Annotated in this window: 14 protein-coding genes and 1 pseudogene; 9 read left to right on the top strand and 6 right to left on the bottom strand. The window is 67.0% G+C overall.

Annotated elements, in window-relative coordinates; translation table 11 throughout:
• Positions 1-67: 67 nt before the first annotated feature.
• Positions 68-430, top strand: coding sequence for a DUF1330 domain-containing protein (locus tag ACJ6WD_RS39535; RefSeq protein ID WP_233656178.1), 363 nt, complete (start codon positions 68-70; stop codon positions 428-430).
• A 195-nt stretch (positions 431-625) separates the two neighbouring features.
• On the opposite strand, the gene ACJ6WD_RS39530 is transcribed toward ACJ6WD_RS39535, so the two are convergent.
• Positions 626-1,240, bottom strand: a complete 615-nt coding sequence (locus ACJ6WD_RS39530) for a DUF3995 domain-containing protein (protein WP_267952101.1) — start codon at positions 1,238-1,240, stop codon at positions 626-628.
• Between the two features lie 103 nt (positions 1,241-1,343).
• On the opposite strand from ACJ6WD_RS39530, the gene add reads away from it, so the two are divergent.
• The 3 genes from add (at position 1,344) to ACJ6WD_RS39515 (ending at position 4,828) form a co-directional block, all read left to right on the top strand.
• A complete protein-coding gene (add, locus tag ACJ6WD_RS39525) occupies positions 1,344-2,354 on the top strand; it encodes an adenosine deaminase (RefSeq protein WP_407617647.1) in 1,011 nt (336 codons plus the stop codon).
• A gap of 48 nt (positions 2,355-2,402) precedes the next feature.
• Entirely contained in the window at positions 2,403-3,158 is a 756-nt protein-coding gene (locus ACJ6WD_RS39520) for a GntR family transcriptional regulator (protein WP_407617646.1), read from the top strand.
• Positions 3,159-4,024: 866 nt separating this feature from the next.
• Positions 4,025-4,828, top strand: coding sequence for a hypothetical protein (locus tag ACJ6WD_RS39515; RefSeq protein ID WP_407617645.1), 804 nt, complete (start codon positions 4,025-4,027; stop codon positions 4,826-4,828).
• Positions 4,829-5,207: 379 nt separating this feature from the next.
• Here the strand turns inward: ACJ6WD_RS39515 and ACJ6WD_RS39510 are convergent, their stop codons facing one another.
• Positions 5,208-5,777, bottom strand: coding sequence for a recombinase zinc beta ribbon domain-containing protein (locus ACJ6WD_RS39510; protein WP_407617644.1), 570 nt, complete (start codon positions 5,775-5,777; stop codon positions 5,208-5,210).
• Between the two features lie 306 nt (positions 5,778-6,083).
• Between ACJ6WD_RS39510 and ACJ6WD_RS39505 the strand changes: the two are divergent.
• The 3 genes and pseudogenes from ACJ6WD_RS39505 to ACJ6WD_RS39495 all read left to right on the top strand — a co-directional run.
• Positions 6,084-6,224: pseudogene (locus ACJ6WD_RS39505) on the top strand (flavin reductase family protein); the annotation flags it as partial.
• Positions 6,225-6,928: 704 nt separating this feature from the next.
• Complete coding sequence (locus ACJ6WD_RS39500; RefSeq protein ID WP_376555083.1) at positions 6,929-7,774, top strand: IS5 family transposase; 846 nt, start codon at positions 6,929-6,931, stop codon at positions 7,772-7,774.
• Between the two features lie 43 nt (positions 7,775-7,817).
• The gene (locus ACJ6WD_RS39495) at positions 7,818-8,300 is read left to right on the top strand and encodes a Uma2 family endonuclease (RefSeq protein WP_376555080.1); all 483 of its coding nucleotides are present in this window, start codon (positions 7,818-7,820) and stop codon (positions 8,298-8,300) included.
• A 324-nt stretch (positions 8,301-8,624) separates the two neighbouring features.
• Here ACJ6WD_RS39495 and ACJ6WD_RS39490 read toward each other — a convergent pair whose 3' ends face one another.
• Positions 8,625-9,653 carry an agmatine deiminase family protein gene (locus ACJ6WD_RS39490; RefSeq protein ID WP_376555075.1) on the bottom strand — a complete coding sequence of 343 codons (1,029 nt, stop codon included), beginning with the start codon at positions 9,651-9,653 and terminating at the stop codon, positions 8,625-8,627.
• Positions 9,654-10,010: 357 nt separating this feature from the next.
• The gene (locus tag ACJ6WD_RS39485; RefSeq protein ID WP_376555071.1) at positions 10,011-10,955 is read right to left on the bottom strand and encodes an esterase/lipase family protein; all 945 of its coding nucleotides are present in this window, start codon (positions 10,953-10,955) and stop codon (positions 10,011-10,013) included.
• Positions 10,956-11,575: 620 nt separating this feature from the next.
• On the opposite strand from ACJ6WD_RS39485, the gene ACJ6WD_RS39480 reads away from it, so the two are divergent.
• Both ACJ6WD_RS39480 and ACJ6WD_RS39475 read left to right on the top strand, forming a co-directional pair.
• On the top strand, positions 11,576-12,295 hold the full coding sequence (locus ACJ6WD_RS39480; RefSeq protein WP_376555068.1) for a TetR/AcrR family transcriptional regulator: 720 nt from the start codon (positions 11,576-11,578) through the stop codon (positions 12,293-12,295).
• Positions 12,296-13,351: 1,056 nt separating this feature from the next.
• Positions 13,352-14,011, top strand: a complete 660-nt coding sequence (locus tag ACJ6WD_RS39475) for a YoaK family protein (protein WP_376555065.1) — start codon at positions 13,352-13,354, stop codon at positions 14,009-14,011.
• A gap of 62 nt (positions 14,012-14,073) precedes the next feature.
• Here the strand turns inward: ACJ6WD_RS39475 and ACJ6WD_RS39470 are convergent, their stop codons facing one another.
• Positions 14,074-14,619 carry a hypothetical protein gene (locus ACJ6WD_RS39470; protein WP_407617643.1) on the bottom strand — a complete coding sequence of 182 codons (546 nt, stop codon included), beginning with the start codon at positions 14,617-14,619 and terminating at the stop codon, positions 14,074-14,076.
• 552 nt (positions 14,620-15,171) lie between these two features.
• A complete protein-coding gene (locus ACJ6WD_RS39465) occupies positions 15,172-17,067 on the bottom strand; it encodes an FtsX-like permease family protein (protein WP_376555059.1) in 1,896 nt (631 codons plus the stop codon).
• Positions 17,068-17,398 lie beyond the last annotated feature (331 nt).

The raw sequence follows: 17,398 nt of genomic DNA, 5'->3' as shown, positions 1-17,398 counted from the left end.
CGCTCGTGACTACGTTCAGTGCGTCGTCCCGCACGGAGACGCAGACGAGTCGGAAAGGGAACCCCACGTGTCTGCTTATGGCTTCGCGCACCTGCGCAGCCGTCGTCAACACCCCGACGTTTTGGAATACTTGGAGCGCATCCAAGCCACCCTCGACCCCTTTCACGGACGCTTCGTCATCCACGGCCCACCGGCCGAAGTGGTGGAGGGCACCTGGCCCGGCAGCATGGTGCTGATCGAGTTCCCCGACTTGAGCGAGGCCCGTGCCTGGTACGCGTCGCCCGCCTACCAGGAGATCCTGCGGCTCAGGACCGACCACATCGAGGGGGACGTGCTGCTGATCGAGGGCGTTGGACCGCAGTACGACCCACGAGAGCGAGCAGCGAAACTGCGAGCGGAGGCGGGACAGGCATCGCGACGCCCCCGTTGACACCGTGCTGTGTCTCGCCCACTGGCGGCCCCCTCCAGTTCTGAGTGAAGACCGTCGTTCGGGGGCCTGACGGGACCGCCCGCCGTCATCGGCACCAGTCCCGGAAGGCACCAGCGGCCTTCCGCGATCCGCGCCAACTCACCTCGTCCTGGCCGTCTTGACGACCGCAGGAGGTCGGGGACCGCTCCGCGATTCCTAACCGATCCCGGTGACTGTCGACAGCAACGACAGGAGCAGGGCCCCGAAAGCGCCTGCGGCACCGTAGAGCCGCACGCCGCGTCGGTCGTCGTGCCGTCGGACGTACAGCGCGGTGGCCGTGGCGAACGCCAGGCCGCCGGCGATGAACCACGGTCCCCACAGGTACAGGTACCACCCGGTCAGCGCGGCCAGGTCGCGCGCGACGGAGACCGTACCGGCCTCGACCAACAGGCCGTGAACGACGAAGAGGCCGCCGTGCCAGAGGAGCAGCGTCGCAGCGGCACCACCGCACAACACCGTCAGACGGCCGGCCCGTCCGCCCCGCAGGCGTGTCAGGCTGATCCCGACGAGCGCCCCGAAGAGCTTGAGGAAGCCAGTCGCCCACAGCACGGCGACGAACCACGGCACCCTGTCCTGAGCGAGGGTCACCAGCGACGGCGACACCGTCGATTGCGCACCGAAGGTGCTGCCGGTCGCCCAGACGAAACTGGGCACCGCGAACACGACCCCCCACGCTGCCGCGAGGAGTCCGGGCCACTTGTTCGGACGGCGACGCGGTGCGCGGCCCGGGAGCGGACGCGCTGTCTTGCGCGATGAGGGCGTGCTCGACATGACTGGCGCTCCGTAGTTCGTCGTGGTGCAGGCTGCCGTTCGGCAATCTGTATGGTTCACGGCACAGATTATCTGTACTGTGAACCACACAGATTGGGGGATCATGGAAATCGACGAGTGGATCCAGCGGCTGCCGAAGGTGGAGCTGCACGTGCATCTTGAGGGTTCGCTGCGGCCCGCGACGCTGTTCGGGTTGGCGGAGCGCAACGGGGTTGCCTTGCGGGCGGGCAGTGCGGAAGAGCTCAGCGAGCTGTACCAGTTCGGCAGCTTCGAGGACTTCGGCCGGCTCTTCATGACGGGGCTGAAGGTGTTGCGCAGTGCGGAGGACTTCGCGGACGCCACGGTCGCGCTCGCCGCCGAACTGGCGGCGCAGAACGTGCGCTACGCGGAGGTCACCACCTCCCCGATGGGCCACCACCAGCGCGGCATCGCACTGGCGGAGTACGCCGCGGGGCTCGACGAGGGGCGGCGACGCGCCCGTGCGGACCATGGCGTGGAGATCGGCTGGATCTGCGACATCGTCCGCAACATGGAAGACCCCGACTCCCACCACACCGTCGACTTCCTGTTGGGCCCGGACGCTCCCGCAGCGGTCGTCGGACTGGGGCTGGGCGGTGTGGAACACGGCTTCCCGCCCGAGCTGTTCGCCTCCTCGTTCGCCAAGGCCAAGGCCAGCGGACTGGCTTCGCTCCCGCACGCCGGAGAGACCGCCGGCCCTTCCAGCATCTGGGGAGCCTTGCGGGTGCTCAAGGCCGATCGCATCGGGCACGGCATCCGCTGCCTGGACGACCCGGCCCTGGTCGCCCACCTCGCCGAAGAGCGAATCCCGCTGGAGGTGGCACCGTCCTCCAATGTGGCACTGTGCCTGGTGAAGGACGCGGAAAGCCATGTACTGGGCGAACTGGCTCGCGCGGGGCTGGCGGTGACGCTCAACACCGACGACCCCGCCTACTTCCAGACCACGCTCAACGACGAGCTGCGGACGGCGCACGACGTGCATGGATTCTCCCGCCAGGCGCTGCTGGACGCCCAGGCCACCGCACTGCGCGCCTGCTACGCGCCGGACGGGATCAAGACCGCCGTGGCCCGCGAACTCCAGCAGACCCGCCCATGAGCGACTTCGCCGCGACCGCGGTCAGCACCAGGGAGAAGGAGAACCACCGTGGCACGCCCCCCGGGGCCAGAACGCCCGTTGTACGTGCGCATCGCGATGTCGCTCAAGGCCCGCATCCTGGCCGGGCACTACCGTCCCGGCAAGCGGCTGCCCAGCGAGGACGAACTCGCCGGCGCCATGGCGGCCAGCCGCGGCACCGTTCGCCAGGCACTGGGCGAACTGCGCGACGCGGGGTACGTCGTCAGCCGCCGCGGCTCGGGCAGCTACGTCGCCGACCCGTTGCCCATCGATCCGCTGTCCCCGCAGTCGGGGCCGGTCTACACCGGCTTCCTCGATGACTTGGACAACGAAGCCCACCACGTCCGCGAACGCACCCGCCTCCAGGACACCCTCCGTGCCGACCACGCCCTGGCCGCGCGCTTGAAGCTCCCGGTAGGGGCGCCCGTCGTGCGCTACCGCGCCACCAGACTCCGCAACGACGTCCCCTACGGCATCGCGACGGACATCGTCCCCCAGGCCGTCGCCGACCGCATCACCGCCGACGTGCTCGCGGCCAGTCCCACCCTCGTCGACGCGCTGACGCTGGCGCGACGACAGGTCGCCGAAAGCCTGCAACGCGTCGAACCCACCCTGCTGGACACCGAGGACGCCGAACGCTGCGGAGCGTCCCCCGGCGATCCCGCACTGGCCATCACCGGCATCGCCTACGACGCCGACCACGTCCCCGTCAACGCCTACACCCTGACCGTCATCAAGGGCTACGGCATCGGCCTCCACCTCACCCGCGCGCAACCAACGACGTGAACTCCGAAACCGTCGGCACGGGCCGCCTGCCATCAAACACCGCTCCGATTCCGGCATCGGCACCCGCGCCCTCGCGGAACGGGTGCCGATACCGCAGACAGTGAGGAAGGCCCCATGGCTCCCCCGCTGGACCTGCGGACGGCCATGGGCTACACCGCGTTCTGGGCTCCGCGGACCCAGCCGTGCACCCCTCGTGGGCGCCACGCGAGACGGGACGGATGCGGTACTCGGTCATGCTCTCGGTGCTCAGGGCCGAGTGGCCGGAGGTTGATGCGGGGCTGACCGCCGACCCGGCCACAGCGGGCTCCCGGTACGGCGACGGCGTTCTGCCAGAGGATCGGCACCACGCCGGAGTACGACGTCTTGCACGCAAAGAGAGCTCCGGCTGTGGACTGGCCCCACCAGTCCTGGCCGGACCCGAAGAAAGCAGCGAACGGCATGAGCACGCGAATCTGCGCTCCCACGGCGGCTAGATGCACAACGCCGGCGAGCTCCGCCCCGCTCCGGTGCGACGGGCTGGGGCCGCGCTCCTTCGTCCTCACCCACCACGAGCCCGGCCGCCCCGTCATCTCCCTGCCTGCGGCGGCGCCTCCCCTGCTGGCCGCACACTCTGCGACGACCGTCGGTGTCCCCTCAGGGGCCCACCGGTGAACCGCGACGGAGCACGGCGCCCACTACGACGGCGGCGTCCGGAGCGCGCGCCGGCACCGGGGGGAACGGGAAGACTGTGGGATCGGGCGGGGCGGGCCGCCGCCTACGCGGCCGCACTCGCACTGACCCCGTACGTCTGCATCAAGGTGTCGTGGGTAGTCGGCTCGCTCCTGGGAGCCTTACCCGTCGGCGCGGGCTTCACCACGACGGGTTGGGTGCTGCTCAACACGGTCACGATCGGCATGGCCGGCGCCGGGATCGCGGTGGCGCTCGCCCTGGTGCGCCCGTGGGGGATGCGCGTCCCGGGGCCACCGCTGGCCTTCTGTGCCTGGGTGGCGGTCGGGTTCCTCGTCCCCCTCCTGCCGTACGCCGGGCTCAGTTCGCTGCTCGGCCCGACCGACGAAGTGGCGTCGAGCGGCAACGACGCTCCGACGATGCCCGGTTGGGAGGCCGCCCTGGTTCAGCTCGGCTTCGTGGGCATGGGACTCGGTCTCGTCCTCGCCCTCCCCGCCTACCTCCGCCGCCGCTGGCCCCACACCTTCGCCGGTCGCCTCGAAAGCAGCACCTCCGGAGGGTCCTTCGTACTCCGGTGCGTGGCCCTCGCCGCCGGGGTGGTGGGCCTGGTCTGGATCGCCTGGGCAGCGGGATGCACCGTCGCCGTGGCCCATCCCACCACACGGGACATCAACTGGCGCCTCCTGAACGGAGTTTCTGGCCTCTGGGCTCTCATTGCGGGGGCATCCACCTACGTCCTGCAACGGAAGGGGCCCACCAGGCTGCCCCGTTGGGTGCCGGCCTCGGCCGCCTGGATCGGGTCAGGCGCACTGTTCTCCTGGAGCGGTTGGAAACTTGCCTTCACGCTCTATCTCCTGCTCGCCCACCCTCCCGACGCGTCCCTGCCGGAAGACCTCACCACGGCTGCCTTCCTCCATGCCGCAGCCCTCGGAGCAGGAGCGACCCTGGCCCGGGCCTTGGCCCGGGCGGCAACCCAGCCCCGATCGCCGCAAGCGCCGCGGTAGCCGAGACGGCATCGAGCGGACGACCGCGGCAGCCTTGTCGGGCTGGGACGGATGTGCTCCGACCGCGTCATGCGCCGTCCGACGCCCTCACTGAGCCGGGTGCATCGTGAAGGACCGCAGGCCAAGTGCGCCGGTGTGCACGAGTTTCGGTGTGCTCGTGCTGGTCGGCGGCCGGTGTCCATGGTGAAGATCGTCTGACCGGTCTGCTGGGGCGGGTCTCGGGTTCCGCTGCGCCTGCCCAGAGGATTCCCCCTACGATCCGTCGCCGTGTGGATACGTGACCAGATCGAGGGGAGGGCGCGGGGATGTCGGAGCTGGAGCGGATCACGGCTCGCCGGAGCGAGCCGGACATGCTGGCCGATGAACTGGGCAAACAGCTTCAGGAAGTCCAGGCGGAGCGGGAGGATCTGGTGATCGCCGAGCGGGTCTTGCAGCGGCTGGCCGAGCAGGATCGAGCCCTGGGCAGAGGCGGCCGTGGCGGAGGGCCCGGTAAAGGGACTTCCTCGACTGCCAGGTCTGCAGTTGGGGCCGAGATGGGGGTTCCTCCGCATCCGCCCCGGTCGGATGGCGGGCATTCGTAGTTGCGGATGATTATTCCGGTCCTGCGTTGCTTGTGGCGGTGTCCGACGAGACCACGGTGGCAACTGTTGCAGCGCAGGATTCCGGAGAGGAAGTACCTGACGACTGGCGTCGCACCCGACTCTCCCAGTTTGATGCCGGCCTTTCGTGGCTGACGCACGAGGCGGTCGAGGTCGTAGAGGATGACGCCGTCGATCACGCCCAGGGCGAGGCCGGCGAGGAGCTGACGGAGACTCGGCCCGCAGGACGACCCAGTCGATGGTGCCGTCGGGCTTGGTGATCTTGCGCTTCTTGAACGCGGAGGTGTCGTTCTCCCGGCAGATCTTGGCGAACGGGCCCCAGCCGAGGCGGGTTCGGCTGTCTTCGGCATCCTCGAACTGGCGGTCCACGCCGGCCTCCAGGCCGAAGCGGTCGGAGGAGATGCGGAGGTAGGCGGCGGGCCGCTTCGGTAGTACGAGGCCAAGTGGTCGTAGAGGTTCAGAGTGACCTGTTCCGCCGCGGGCGTGCGCGGGGACTTCGCAGTCCGCCCAGGCGGTGGTGAGGGTGGCGACCGGCGCGGTGTCGGTTCCTGGTGCTCGATGGCTCCCGGCGCCGGGCGCTTTCGACCGAACCCCACGGCTGCGTTGCCGCGGATCCTCCGTGGAATCCGAGGCCGTGCGGAGGGATACTGATCACCATGCGCGTTGACTTCGATCCTGCAGAGATGGCTCCGAACGAGTTCTACAAGCTGTTGACCGCCACGGTCGTGCCCAGGCCGATCGCCTGGGTGTCGACCATGTCCCCGGACGGGACGGCCAATCTGGCACCTGCGAGGTTCTGAGGAAAGCGGTATCGGTTGGGCGGACGTTAGTCCAGGTCAGCGGGTTGGGGCAAGGGGGGAGTGGCGTTGGGGGCCGTTGCCTGTTCGCCGTCTTACATGGGTCATCACAAGGGCCGTCGACGACCGCCAGACGTTCAACTGGGGCGTGCCGCAGGGGACGTCAGTCGATGCGGTGCGCAGCCATGCAGAGCTGCTGTGGTTGAGGCAGACAAAACTCGGTACCCACATCATGGAGTTGTCCAGGCATCGCCCTCGACCTGCGGTGTTGACGCTAAGTGGGCGGTTCATGAGTTGATGTCCGTTTCGAAGTGATGCTTGGGGCAGGGGTGCTGGCCGCGGTGCCGGCTGCTGCTGTCGGGTGAAGTTGCCGGTGTCGGCTTCGCCAGGAAGCAATAGCCACCGCTACGACCAGCACCCCTGACGCAACCCTCATACGGAAACGGACATCACTTCACGAACCGTCCACTGAGAGGACGTTCATGCTGTTGACGTGCGGGTTTGACCGTTTTGTTGCCCGCCTGAAATCGTCTGATTGAGGCTGCTCATGCCGAATGCGTCGGGGTGATGTTGGCCGTCAGGCTCGCGTTTCATCATGATTCGCCCGGTAGATCCTGTCCGGTTCGAACTCGCGAAGAACGCCCGCCTCAGGTCACTCCGACGAGTGATACCTCACCGCAACTCCCTGCCGTATCAGTGATGTTGTGACGACAAAGCCACCCCGCAAGTCCTATCCGAGCGACCTGTCCGACGCCCGCTGGGCCCTGATGGAGCCAACCCTGACCGCCTGGCGCACTGAGCGACAGAAGACCTCGCTCAACCTCGGCGGCAAGGTCACTGACCTGCGGGAAGTCCTCAATGCGATCCTCTACGTCAACCGGACTGGGATCCCCTGGCGTTACCTACCACATGACCTTCCGCCGCACACCACGGTCTTCTCCTACTTCAGTGCCTGGACCGCCGACGGGACCATCGAGAAGCTCGGCGTCCACCTACATCGGATCGTCCGAGAGCGGGAAGGACGCACTGCCGAGCCAACTGCCTGCGGCATCGATGCCCAGAGCGTGAAAACCGCTCCCAGTGTGCCCACCAGCACCCAAGGCACCGACGCCGGCAAGAAAATCGTGGGCCGCAAACGCAGCATCGTCACAGACACCCTCGGCCTGTTACTGCTGGTCATGGTCACCGCGGCCAGCGTCTCCGACAACCAGGCAGGCAAACAACTCCTCACCCAAGTCGCCGCCAACCACCCCACCATCACCAAGGCATGGGCCGACACCGGATACAAGACCCAAGCCATCGAACACGGCGCCGCCCTCGGCATCGACGTCGAGGTCGTGCCGCGAAACACACAGGTCAAAGGCTTCTCAGTGCTACCGCGGCGCTGGGTGGTGGAGCGAAGCTTCGGCTGGCTCATGATGCACCGCCGCCTGGCCCGAGACTACGAAACCAAACCCCAACACTCCGAGAGCATGATCCGCCTGGCCATGCTCTCCAACCTCGCCAAACGAGCAACCGGCGAAACGACCACAACCTGGCACAACCCATGAACTAACACGCACCTGAACGGGACGTCCTCTGAGAGCCGGGCCCGTGGCAGCACGGGAATGCCGGAGGCGGGGAGGAGGCAGACACTGTGCGAGCTTCCGGCTCCACGTCGCCCTGGACGCGGCCGCCGAGGCTGCCGGCGCTCCGGTCGAAGTGCTGGAGGTCATCAACGTGATCCTGTCGTCCGGGCTGGTTGTGCCGGACATCGTCGTCGCCGACGCCGGCGCGACCGGGGAGGACGGCGTCAGCCTCGACGCCGAGGCAGTCCAACTGGTCGTCGAGCTCGTCTCGCCCGGCAACAAGACCATGGACCGCAAACTCAAGCCGCTGCTGTACGCGGAGGCTGCGATCCCGCACTACTGGCGCCTGGAGTTCAACCCGGCCCCGCGCCTGATCGCCTGCGAGCTGGACGCCGGCCGGTACGTCGAAACGGCGACCGCTCTGCCGGGTACCGTGACCCGTATCGAGCAGCCGTTCCCCTTCGACATCGACCCGGCTAGACTGGCCCAACCGCAACATAGACGGTGAGTGGTCCCTGTCCAGGGCTCGACAGGTTAGGCGCTGACTCCACGGCGCATTCCTACCCTGCGTGCCCATCGGCTCGGTAGGGGGTGGCTGCGCCGCGGGCGTGGCTCTGTCACACGCCCGCGGCGGGCTCTGCTCTCGGTGACGGCCCGGCGGTGCGACTACGGGTGATATGTGGCGATCACATGTGGGTCAAGCCCGACCGATGCCGTGGGGCGAGACTGCCGGTCTGGAGGTCGAACCTCGCCTCATCCAGCAGCGGTGAACGCGTCCTCGAACCCGTCTCCACCTGTCTGGGCAGAGGCCGCCGATGGCGCTGGGGCGGGCTTATCGGCTACCAGCCGTCGGGTTCGCATCAGGGCCGTTGGTGTGTGGCCGTTGCTGGGTAACGCAGTGGATCCCGCCGCCGCCTTCGGCGATGGCGTTGATGCTCAGCTGACGGATCTCGTGCCTGGGGTAGAGATCGCGGAGGGTTGCGGCGGCTTGGTCGTCGGCTGCACGGTCGCCGAAGCGCGGGAGGATCACCGAGCTGTTGGTGACGTAGTAGTTGATATAGGAGGCTTCGAATTGTGGGCCGCGATGACCGATAGCGGTCGGGTCAGGCTCGGGGATCTCGACGACCTCCAGCCGTCTGCCCCGGGCGTCCCTGGACTGCTCGAGGACGGTGCAGGCCTGTTCGTACGCCCGTGTCCATACATCGGGGCCTGAGTCAGTCGATGGGCGGCTCAGTGCTACAAGGCCGGGCGCGGCAAAGCGTGCGAGGCCGTCGACGTGGCAGTCGGTGATGTCCTCGCCGCGTACTCCCTCGAGCCAGATAACTTCCGTCACGCCCAGGACCCGCTGGAGGGCCTGCTCGATGTCTGTGCGTGTGCGGCCGGGGTTGCGGTTGGGGTTGACCACTGAGCTCTCGGTGACCATCAGCGTTCCCTCACCGTCGACTTCGAGCGAGCCGCCCTCGGCCGTGATGCCTGCCTCGATACGGGCGATTCCCTCGTGGGTCAGCAACTGCTGGGCCACCTGTGCGTCCCGGGGAGATGCCTGCTTGTCGCCCCAACCGTTGAACCCGAAGTCGACGCCTGCGATCCCGTCGGGGCCGGTGACGAAGACGGGACCGGTATCTCGGACCCATAGATCGTCCACGGGAACGGGCACGATTTCCACTGCGGACCCGCATGCCTTTCTGGCATGCCGTTCGTCTCCGGGGCTCACCAGCAGGCGCACCTGCTCGGCCTCGGCGATGGCGCGTGCCAGTCGGGCAATGTCCTGCCGCAGGCCCGGGATGTCTGTGCTCCACGCCGACTGCGTCGGCGGCCAGGCCAAATAAGTGCTTGCATGCGGCGCCGTCTCGGCGGGCATGCACCACCCAGGGGCAGCGGCCCGCGCCGTTGTGGGCTGAGGGAGCTTGGGCACGTCCATTTCGGTATCTCCTGTCCGGGGTATCGCCCCACACCTTGACTGACTTTAACATCAGGTATGCATTCGACTGTAACACCAGGCCGGGGAGTGCAGTGACTGTCGGGTAGCCAGTACCCGACCCAGGGTGAGGACCTCTGTTCTCGGCTTCCGGCCCCGCCGGGGCGGGTGCAGGCCCGAGGAAACGCTGGCGTGACACGCCCTGAACTCGCTCATGCTGTGGGGGAGTTGATAGTGCCGAGCGGAAAGCTCGGCCGCCAGGCTCGGCCATGCCGCAGTGGAGTTGCTGGCTGTGTGCAGTCACAGAAAGGAGAAGAACACGCCGCACTGCGGCACACGCCGGTCGGTGGGGTCGAGAGCGGTGTGGACGAGCTGGGTGACGGCGCGGTCGAAGGGCATGGCGACGTGACCAGTCCAGCTGCGCGGGCAGTAGGACTGGAGGGTGTGGTTGGTGACCTTCGCGCCAGGGCCCGCAGTGAGGTACTGGTTGCGATACGGGGTGAGTACGCTATCGGCGGTGGTCACAATGGTGGTGTACTCGATGCCGGGCACGGTGTCCCCGCCGCTGTCGAGCCGGCCGTGGACGTCGGAGCCGCGAGCCTGGTCGAGGGCGGACTGCCCCACGAAGCGACCGGTGATGCCCATGAGGCGCAGCGATTCGCCGAGCGTGACCAGCCCGCTCAGGTCGGTTCCGTGATTGCTGGGGGCGATGCCGATGAGCCGGGCAACCTTCTCCCCACCGCCCTCGTGCTTCAGGTACCAGCGCGGTAGCAGTCCGCCACCCTGTGAGTAGCCGACCAGGTCGACCTGGTCGGCGCCGGTGGCGGCAAGAACACGGTCGACGAAGGCGGCAATCTGCCGGGCGGACTGCGGCACCGGGTCAGTGGCCTTCAGTATTGATCCTGAAGGGGCACCGTAATTGACGGCGAAGACGCAGTAGCCAGCATCCTTCAACGAAGGCGACAGCGCGGCCCAGTTATTGAGCGCGTTCATCCAGGTGCCGTGGACTAGGACGACCGGCCGCGGCCGCTGCACGGTGGGTTTGCACTGCCAGTCGTTGGCGCCGTCCGGATCGGCGTCCGGCGTAACCAGGGAGCGGGCCACGGCCATGATCGCCCGTGCGCTCAGACCTGGTGTAGCTGCCAGGCCCGTCGGTGCGGCGGCGGCGGGGGTGGGCGGCCAGACCAGCACGCCGGTCAAGGCAAGAGCTACGAGGAGAATCTGGAATATACGCGGTATGCGCATGGAGGTCCCTATCTTTCTACGAAGGGCCGGGGTAATGTTCATTGCGCCGAATGATCACGTATGTTCCCGCGGGAAGCGAGAGGCTTGACGGTAAATGCCCGTATTTGGCCGAGAAGGCTCTGCTGGCTGCTTTTGGTTCCAGCGGCGGCATGCCGAGATCGACGATCCGGTGGGGCAGCCCACGGCGAAGGCCCGAGCGGGCGGCTTCACTTGTGCCGCCGCTCGGGCCGGCTGATACTCGGATCACCGCCGGAAAGCAGTGCGGAGCTGGACGCTTGCACAGCTCACCCCAGCGACGTCGCGCCGCCGTGGGCATCGGGGGTGCTTCGCCGGAGGCGGAGTGAGCCGACAGCTCGCAGCGCGAGGAAGACGCATGGGTCCGGACCTACCGGGTGCCTGCCCATCCCTTCAACCACGGCAACGGCATTGCCGCCGCCCTCGGCTTGGTCCTTGAAGCAATATTCGCCACGGCATTGCTACCGGGTTTGCGCGAGCCGGCACAAAATGCACTTAGTCACTTCCGTAGTGACGCCATCCCGGCCGTCACCGCGACGGTTCGACAACCGCATGGGGGTGTACCTGAAACATCAGCCGTCTGCGCAGTGTGTCAAAATTGGTCCATGAGCACGCGAGGCGGACGGGAAAGAATTTTGCGGGCAGCGATGGAGCTGATCGCCCGGGATGGCTTTGACGGGGTACGGATCGCTGACATCGCCGAACGCGCTGACGTCTCCACGGCCGCGGTTCACTACCACTTCGCTACCCGTCCCCAGCTGCTGACCGCATCCTTGACTTTCTGTCTGGAAGCAGCCGAGGCGTGGCTGAAGCGACAAGCCCAGAGCGAATCCCGCACCCTCCCGGCCCAACGCCTCGCGGACCTAATCGACTTCGGGCTCCCGTTGACGCCGGGAGACGCCATGGAATGGCGTCTATGGCACGAACTCGAACGTCATGCCGCGCGCTCCACCGACCTCGCCCGGACCTTGAGCGCCTTGTACGAGCGCTTGCTCGAGCCGTACCGCGCGGTCATCGGCGACGGCCTTGACGACGGTGTCTTTCATGACTGCGAGCCGCAAGAGTCCGCTACCGCCGCCTTGGCCCTGCTCACCGGTCTAGCCACTCGACTTCTGGCCCATGACCCCGCCTTCACACACGAGCAAGCCCGGACCCTGGCTGCCCGACAGCTCGCGCGCATCGTGGGCTTCAGCGGCCCGCTTCCCCTCCAGCCCCTCATTGCACAGCAGGAAGACATCATGGCCGGCCCCGTCAGTACACAAGACGCGCCCAAAGCGCCGGTCACCCGACGTCGCCGGGCCCCTCGATCCGGCTCTTCTTCGTGACGCGCCCCTGCTCTGGGGCGACGTCTCATCCCACATTGCTGGCCGGCTGTACTGCTCGCACCGACATTGTCAGCTGCAGTGTGACCCCTTGCGAGGACCAAGAGGATGATCGTGTCCCGCGTGGTCAGTTTGATGAGGCCTCTGTAAGGCCATAGCGGCCTGTGGCGCTGCCGATCAGCGAGGACGCCGCCTCCAGCGATACAGCAGACCCTCGTGCACCCAGGTGTCCCGAGTCGGCTCGTCTACAAGTTGTTCCGGGCGTACTGCCTGCACTCGGAGCGAACCGCGGTGGCTGGCCTCCGCCCGCCGCTACGGCAGCGCAGTGGGATCTCAAGCCACTCACACCGCAGGCGCTGAACAACTTGGGCCTCGTGGCCGTCGAACCCTGCGATCGCCGCCATCAGGTGCTGACCTGACGACCGCTTGAACCCTGGCTCACGTGCCGCGCGGTGCGCGACGTACACGGATACCAGCGACAACCACCGGACCAAGGGGGCTCGCCTCGGCGGCTAACCGCGCTGCGTACACCGCGCCGCGATGCGAGTTGCTCCACCACACCTGGGCCGTCGAGATTGGCCTGACCGACCGGCAAGACATTGTCTCGTCGACGAACTTGTTCACTCTCGCGCCCGAAGTGAAACTTGCAGCGGTCTCCTTGCACGGCAACTCCTCGGCCTGTCCTCGCACCGGCCGCACGGAGGTGCCGTAGCAGGCCGTCGCCAACACCTGACGGCTCTTGAACGTTATGAAGGTCCATTTCCCGCCAGGTTGGATATATATCAGACAAGAACAGTCGAATGGCCCTAGATGTCTTGGAACGGATTGTCGGCTTGCTGAAACCGTAGCGCCCGGCAATGATCGGCGAATAATTACCAGGCGGCAGATTAGTCACAAGCGAAAGTTAAGAACTCAGAACCCCACCATTTACCTGAGAACCCCCATCGCTGCCCGCCGGCAAACGCAAACCAACCTTCATTGAAAACGGCACCCACAGGACCCCCGATGCGGATAACTGGCCTTCGCCACGCCCTACCCACCGACCCCTTACCGCCCCTCGTGCTGTCGCTCACCGTAACCAGCGGCATGCTCGACGCCGTCAGTTTCTTCAGCCTCGACCAAGTCTTCGTCGGCATGATGACCGGCAACATCATCGTGTTCGGCTTCGCTCTCGGCGGGGCCCCGCACTTCACCGAACCCGCCCCACTCCTGGCCATCGCCGGATTCACCACTGGCATCGCCGCCACCGGTGTCGCCCTCCGCTACACCCTGACCCCAGCCCTCCCATGGCTACGGTGCGCCCTCACCGCAGAAGCCTTCCTACTCCTGGCCTCCGCAGGCATCTCCAGCCTCACCCAAGTCCACTGCAACGCCATCATCGTCCTGCTTTCGGTGGCGATGGGACTTCACTGCGCCGCCATTCGCCACCTGGCCGTGCCGGAACTCCGCACCACCTTCGCCGTCACAGGCGCACTACTCTCCCTCCTGCACGACACCTGCTCAGGCGCGCCTCCACATGCGGCTCGACGCCTGGGGGTCATCGGGGCCACTGCGGCAGGTGCAGCCATCGGAACAGTCGCCCTCACCTACCTAGGTCGCACCGGGGCCCTGTTGGCCGCAGCGGTCATAGTGGCGGGCGCAGCCACCGTCACACATCGATTGGCCGCACCTCTGCCCAGTTCCGGCTCATCATCCAGCCCGTCGTCACCCCACCGATAGTGCCGCCCGCGGCGAAGGCCGAGCACACCGCGCGGGCGCTGGCACGGTCACAACGGGGGCGATCACGACGAACCGGGAGCGGTCGCCGATGCCGGCGACATCCTGCCCTCCCGCCTGTCGGCCGGCGCCCCCCCCGACCGGAGGCTGAGCTCGGCGACGACGGCGTCGAGGGCCTGGACCGGGCCGGTGACGAAGGTATGCAGAGCGGGAAGATCGTCGGCCTGGACCTGGGCGATCCACTGGTCGAGGCGCTTGCCCTGGCGCTCGTTCATCAAGCCGGTGAAGGCGCGGACGTGGTGGGCGGCGCGGCCAAGGGAGGGGCAGCGGGCCAGGATCGCCTTGAGCTGCTGGGCCTGGTCGTCGGTGAGGCGGTCGGGACGGCGGGTGAGCCAGTGGGGCACATCCCACACGGACGGAACCGTGCGGGGCAGGATGGGTGGGTAGCCCGCACGCAGCTTGGCTACGTAGCGCTTCACGATGTTCTCGCCACCGGGGCAGCCGCGCTCGTGTACCTCCTGGATTAGGCGGCGGCGCACGGTGCAGCCATCGGCCCACTGCTGGTGCAGGTTGGGCTTGCAGGGGATGAGGATGCACGTGCGACGGTCCACCGTCCGATCAACCCGATCAACAGCTCGTTCGCACTGGCCACACACGCAGCGCGGCGCACGGTGTTCCGGGCCAGTCCTGGCTGGCGGTTGATCTCTCGCAATGCAACACCCTGGTCGAGCAGGACATGAGCGGCCTTGTGCTGCTCACGCAACCGATCGGACAGGCGGCCCGTTCTGCGGCTGCCCGGGCCCGCACGACCACCAACTCGTCATCGATCACGACGCCGCCGACCTGGTGGAACCACAGGCCCTGGAGGGCTGCATCAGCCACGCCTGTTCATGATCGCCGATGTCGTGGACCCTCCGTGGCTCCAGCACCGAAGGTGAACCAGAAACAGAGCTTCGGCCGTCGTCGAGAGCGATCGGACCGACCTCAGTAGGAGCTGTGCTGCTCGCGCTCATCTCCCCCCAGATTCTCCCAACAGGCGACGCCTGCTCAGCAACCGTTCAGGCTGGCCCTGTCCAGCGTCACCGCGATCTGGCGATTAGATGCAGACCCGCTGGAAGGGGCGGAAGTCACCTAAGATCACCCACCACGCTCACAGGCCCAGATCAACGCGACAACGCCGTCATGGCCGCATGCCGTGTCGCATGGCGGGCCGGCCAGAGGGCAGCCAGCCACCCCACTAGAACAGTCCCGACCAGCACGACAGCCCAGAACTGCCAGGGAAAGCTAGGTGCATAGCCGGGAACGGAATCAGCTATCAGAGGGCCAACAGCCAGGGCGATCACGGCTCCGGTTCCGGTGCCGAGCAGGGCCCCGAACACCGAGATGGTGATCGACTCCAGGTAGATCATGCGGCGGACCGCCGCCTTGCCCAAGCCGATTGCGCGCAGCAGATTCATCTCGCGGGCCCGCTCAGCCACAGAGATAACCAGAGTGTTGACGATGCCGGCCACCGCGATCAGCAACGACATCCCGAGCAGCGCGGTCACGATAGACAGCAGACCAGTCGCATCCCCCGACGCCTCCCTGACCATTCCCTCACGATCCGTGACAGCCAGTCCGCGCTGCTCGCCAAGGGCAGCTTCAACGCGGTCCGCGAGACCGGACTCTTGCCCCGGGGCGGCCTTGGCCAGGAACTCAACGGTGTCGGTGACGCCAAGCCGGGTGGCGGTGTCCAGGGAGACCAGGCTGTCGCGGAGCAGATCGCCGCTGAGGATGGCGCCGACGGTCAGCTGCTGCGCGGCCGCGCCACCCGCCGGGGCCACGGTGATCCGGTCGCCTACCCGGTAGCCATAGAAGGTCGCATCCCGACTCGGTATGGCAATGGCTCCAGCGCGCAGTGAGTCCAGCTCCCCGTCTGCCACAGCGAGGTCGTACAAGCGTGGGGCAGCGGCTGCATCGACAGCCCTCAGCATCATGTTGTCGATCCCGCTGAGGCCTACGCTGCCCGTACGGACAGGACTGGACGCTGAGACCCCGGACACCTGAGCCAGGATGCTGGCGATCGCGTGCTCGTGCTGGGCGTTGAAGGGCTCACCGCTGACTGCGGTCACTTTGACGTCTGCTCGGGTGAGCCGGTCAGCGGTGGCGGTCAGTGAATCCTGGACGGAAGCGGTCACGCCGTAGACGGCGCTCATCAGAGCCAGGCCGATCATCAGCGCGGATGTGGTGGCCGTGGTCCGCCGTGGGTTGCGGGCTGCGTTAAGGGCTGCCAGAGCTCCAACGGGACCGAACACCCGGCGCAGTAGGCGACTCAGGAGGGCGATGACCGGCTGCGTCAGCGCCGGGGTGAGCAGCACCAAACCCAACAGTCCGGACACCACGCCAGCACCCAGTCCCAGCAACCGGTGGAGGGGAGATTCGCTGGTGTTGCCCCACAACACCAAGACGATTCCGCCGACCGCAAGCACGCTGCCCCACCGACTGCGCATCACCCGCACGGTGGCGCAGGGGGCCGTCTGGGCGAGGGTGATTGCGGCGACGGGAGGGATCAGGGTAGCCCGGCGGATGGGTAGCCACGCAGCCAATACCGTCACGCCGATGCCGACGGTGGCTGCAAGGAGCAAGGTGGTACCAGAGACCACGAGCGGCCCCGGCCCCAGGTCAGGGGCGAAGGTCTTCCGCACAGCGAAGGCCAGCGCCACGCCTACGGGGATTCCCGCCGCGGTGCCCGCCAATCCGGTCAGCGTAGCTTCCCACCGGATGCCGCGCGCTACCTGATCACTGGTGGCGCCGACTGCGCGCAGCAAGCCGATCTCCTGGGTGCGCTGGGACACCAGCATTGTGAAGGTGTTGGCGATAAGGGAGGAGCTGGTGAACACCGCGATTCCAGCGAAGACCAAGAGCACTGTTCTCAGCTGAGATGCCTCGTCTCCGGCGGCCACCGAATCACTGAATGTCAGAGTGCCGGTGACAAATACAGCACCAAGGAACACAGAAAAACCGGTCATCAGTAGCCGAGAACGGTACGCGATGAGATTGCGCAGGGCGGTGCGGAGCATGGTGGGACATCCTGAAACGAGAGCGGCAAAAGAAGCTACTGAAGATGAGTCTGGCAGGGTGAGGCCCGAGGCATGGGCGGTTGACGACAGCGGCCTCGCCCGGGGTGGCCAGCAGTACTCCGGCACTTTGGGAAAGGACTTTTACTCGCAGATCGGCGTCCGCCTTCACACGGCCTCCGATATTGCTGCCTCATGCTCCCGAGGCAGTGGCACGATGCCGAACCTGCCGCATCCTAGACGGTGAGCATCATCGCTCTAAGAGTTCCTAACGCAACGTGTTTTGCAGGCGTCGCCAGCAGATCAGTGAACAGGCGAGTTTAAGGAACGCCTC

Source organism: Streptomyces sp. VTCC 41912 (genome assembly GCF_045799175.1).
Lineage (GTDB): Bacteria > Actinomycetota > Actinomycetes > Streptomycetales > Streptomycetaceae > Streptomyces > Streptomyces albulus_C.
The sequence above is the reverse complement of the archived record's forward strand: the minus strand, read 5'-3'. Positions and strand labels throughout refer to the sequence as shown.

Coding starts and splice junctions, on each gene's coding strand:
- ACJ6WD_RS39510 (WP_407617644.1), bottom strand. CDS start 5,777: ATGCCGAAGACAGCCGAACCCGCCTCGGCTGGGGCCCGTTCGCCAAGA.
- ACJ6WD_RS39530 (WP_267952101.1), bottom strand. CDS start 1,240: ATGTCGAGCACGCCCTCATCGCGCAAGACAGCGCGTCCGCTCCCGGGC.
- ACJ6WD_RS39490 (WP_376555075.1), bottom strand. CDS start 9,653: ATGCCCGCCGAGACGGCGCCGCATGCAAGCACTTATTTGGCCTGGCCG.
- ACJ6WD_RS39485 (WP_376555071.1), bottom strand. CDS start 10,955: ATGCGCATACCGCGTATATTCCAGATTCTCCTCGTAGCTCTTGCCTTG.
- ACJ6WD_RS39465 (WP_376555059.1), bottom strand. CDS start 17,067: ATGCTCCGCACCGCCCTGCGCAATCTCATCGCGTACCGTTCTCGGCTA.
- ACJ6WD_RS39480 (WP_376555068.1), top strand. CDS start 11,576: ATGAGCACGCGAGGCGGACGGGAAAGAATTTTGCGGGCAGCGATGGAG.
- add (WP_407617647.1), top strand. CDS start 1,344: ATGGAAATCGACGAGTGGATCCAGCGGCTGCCGAAGGTGGAGCTGCAC.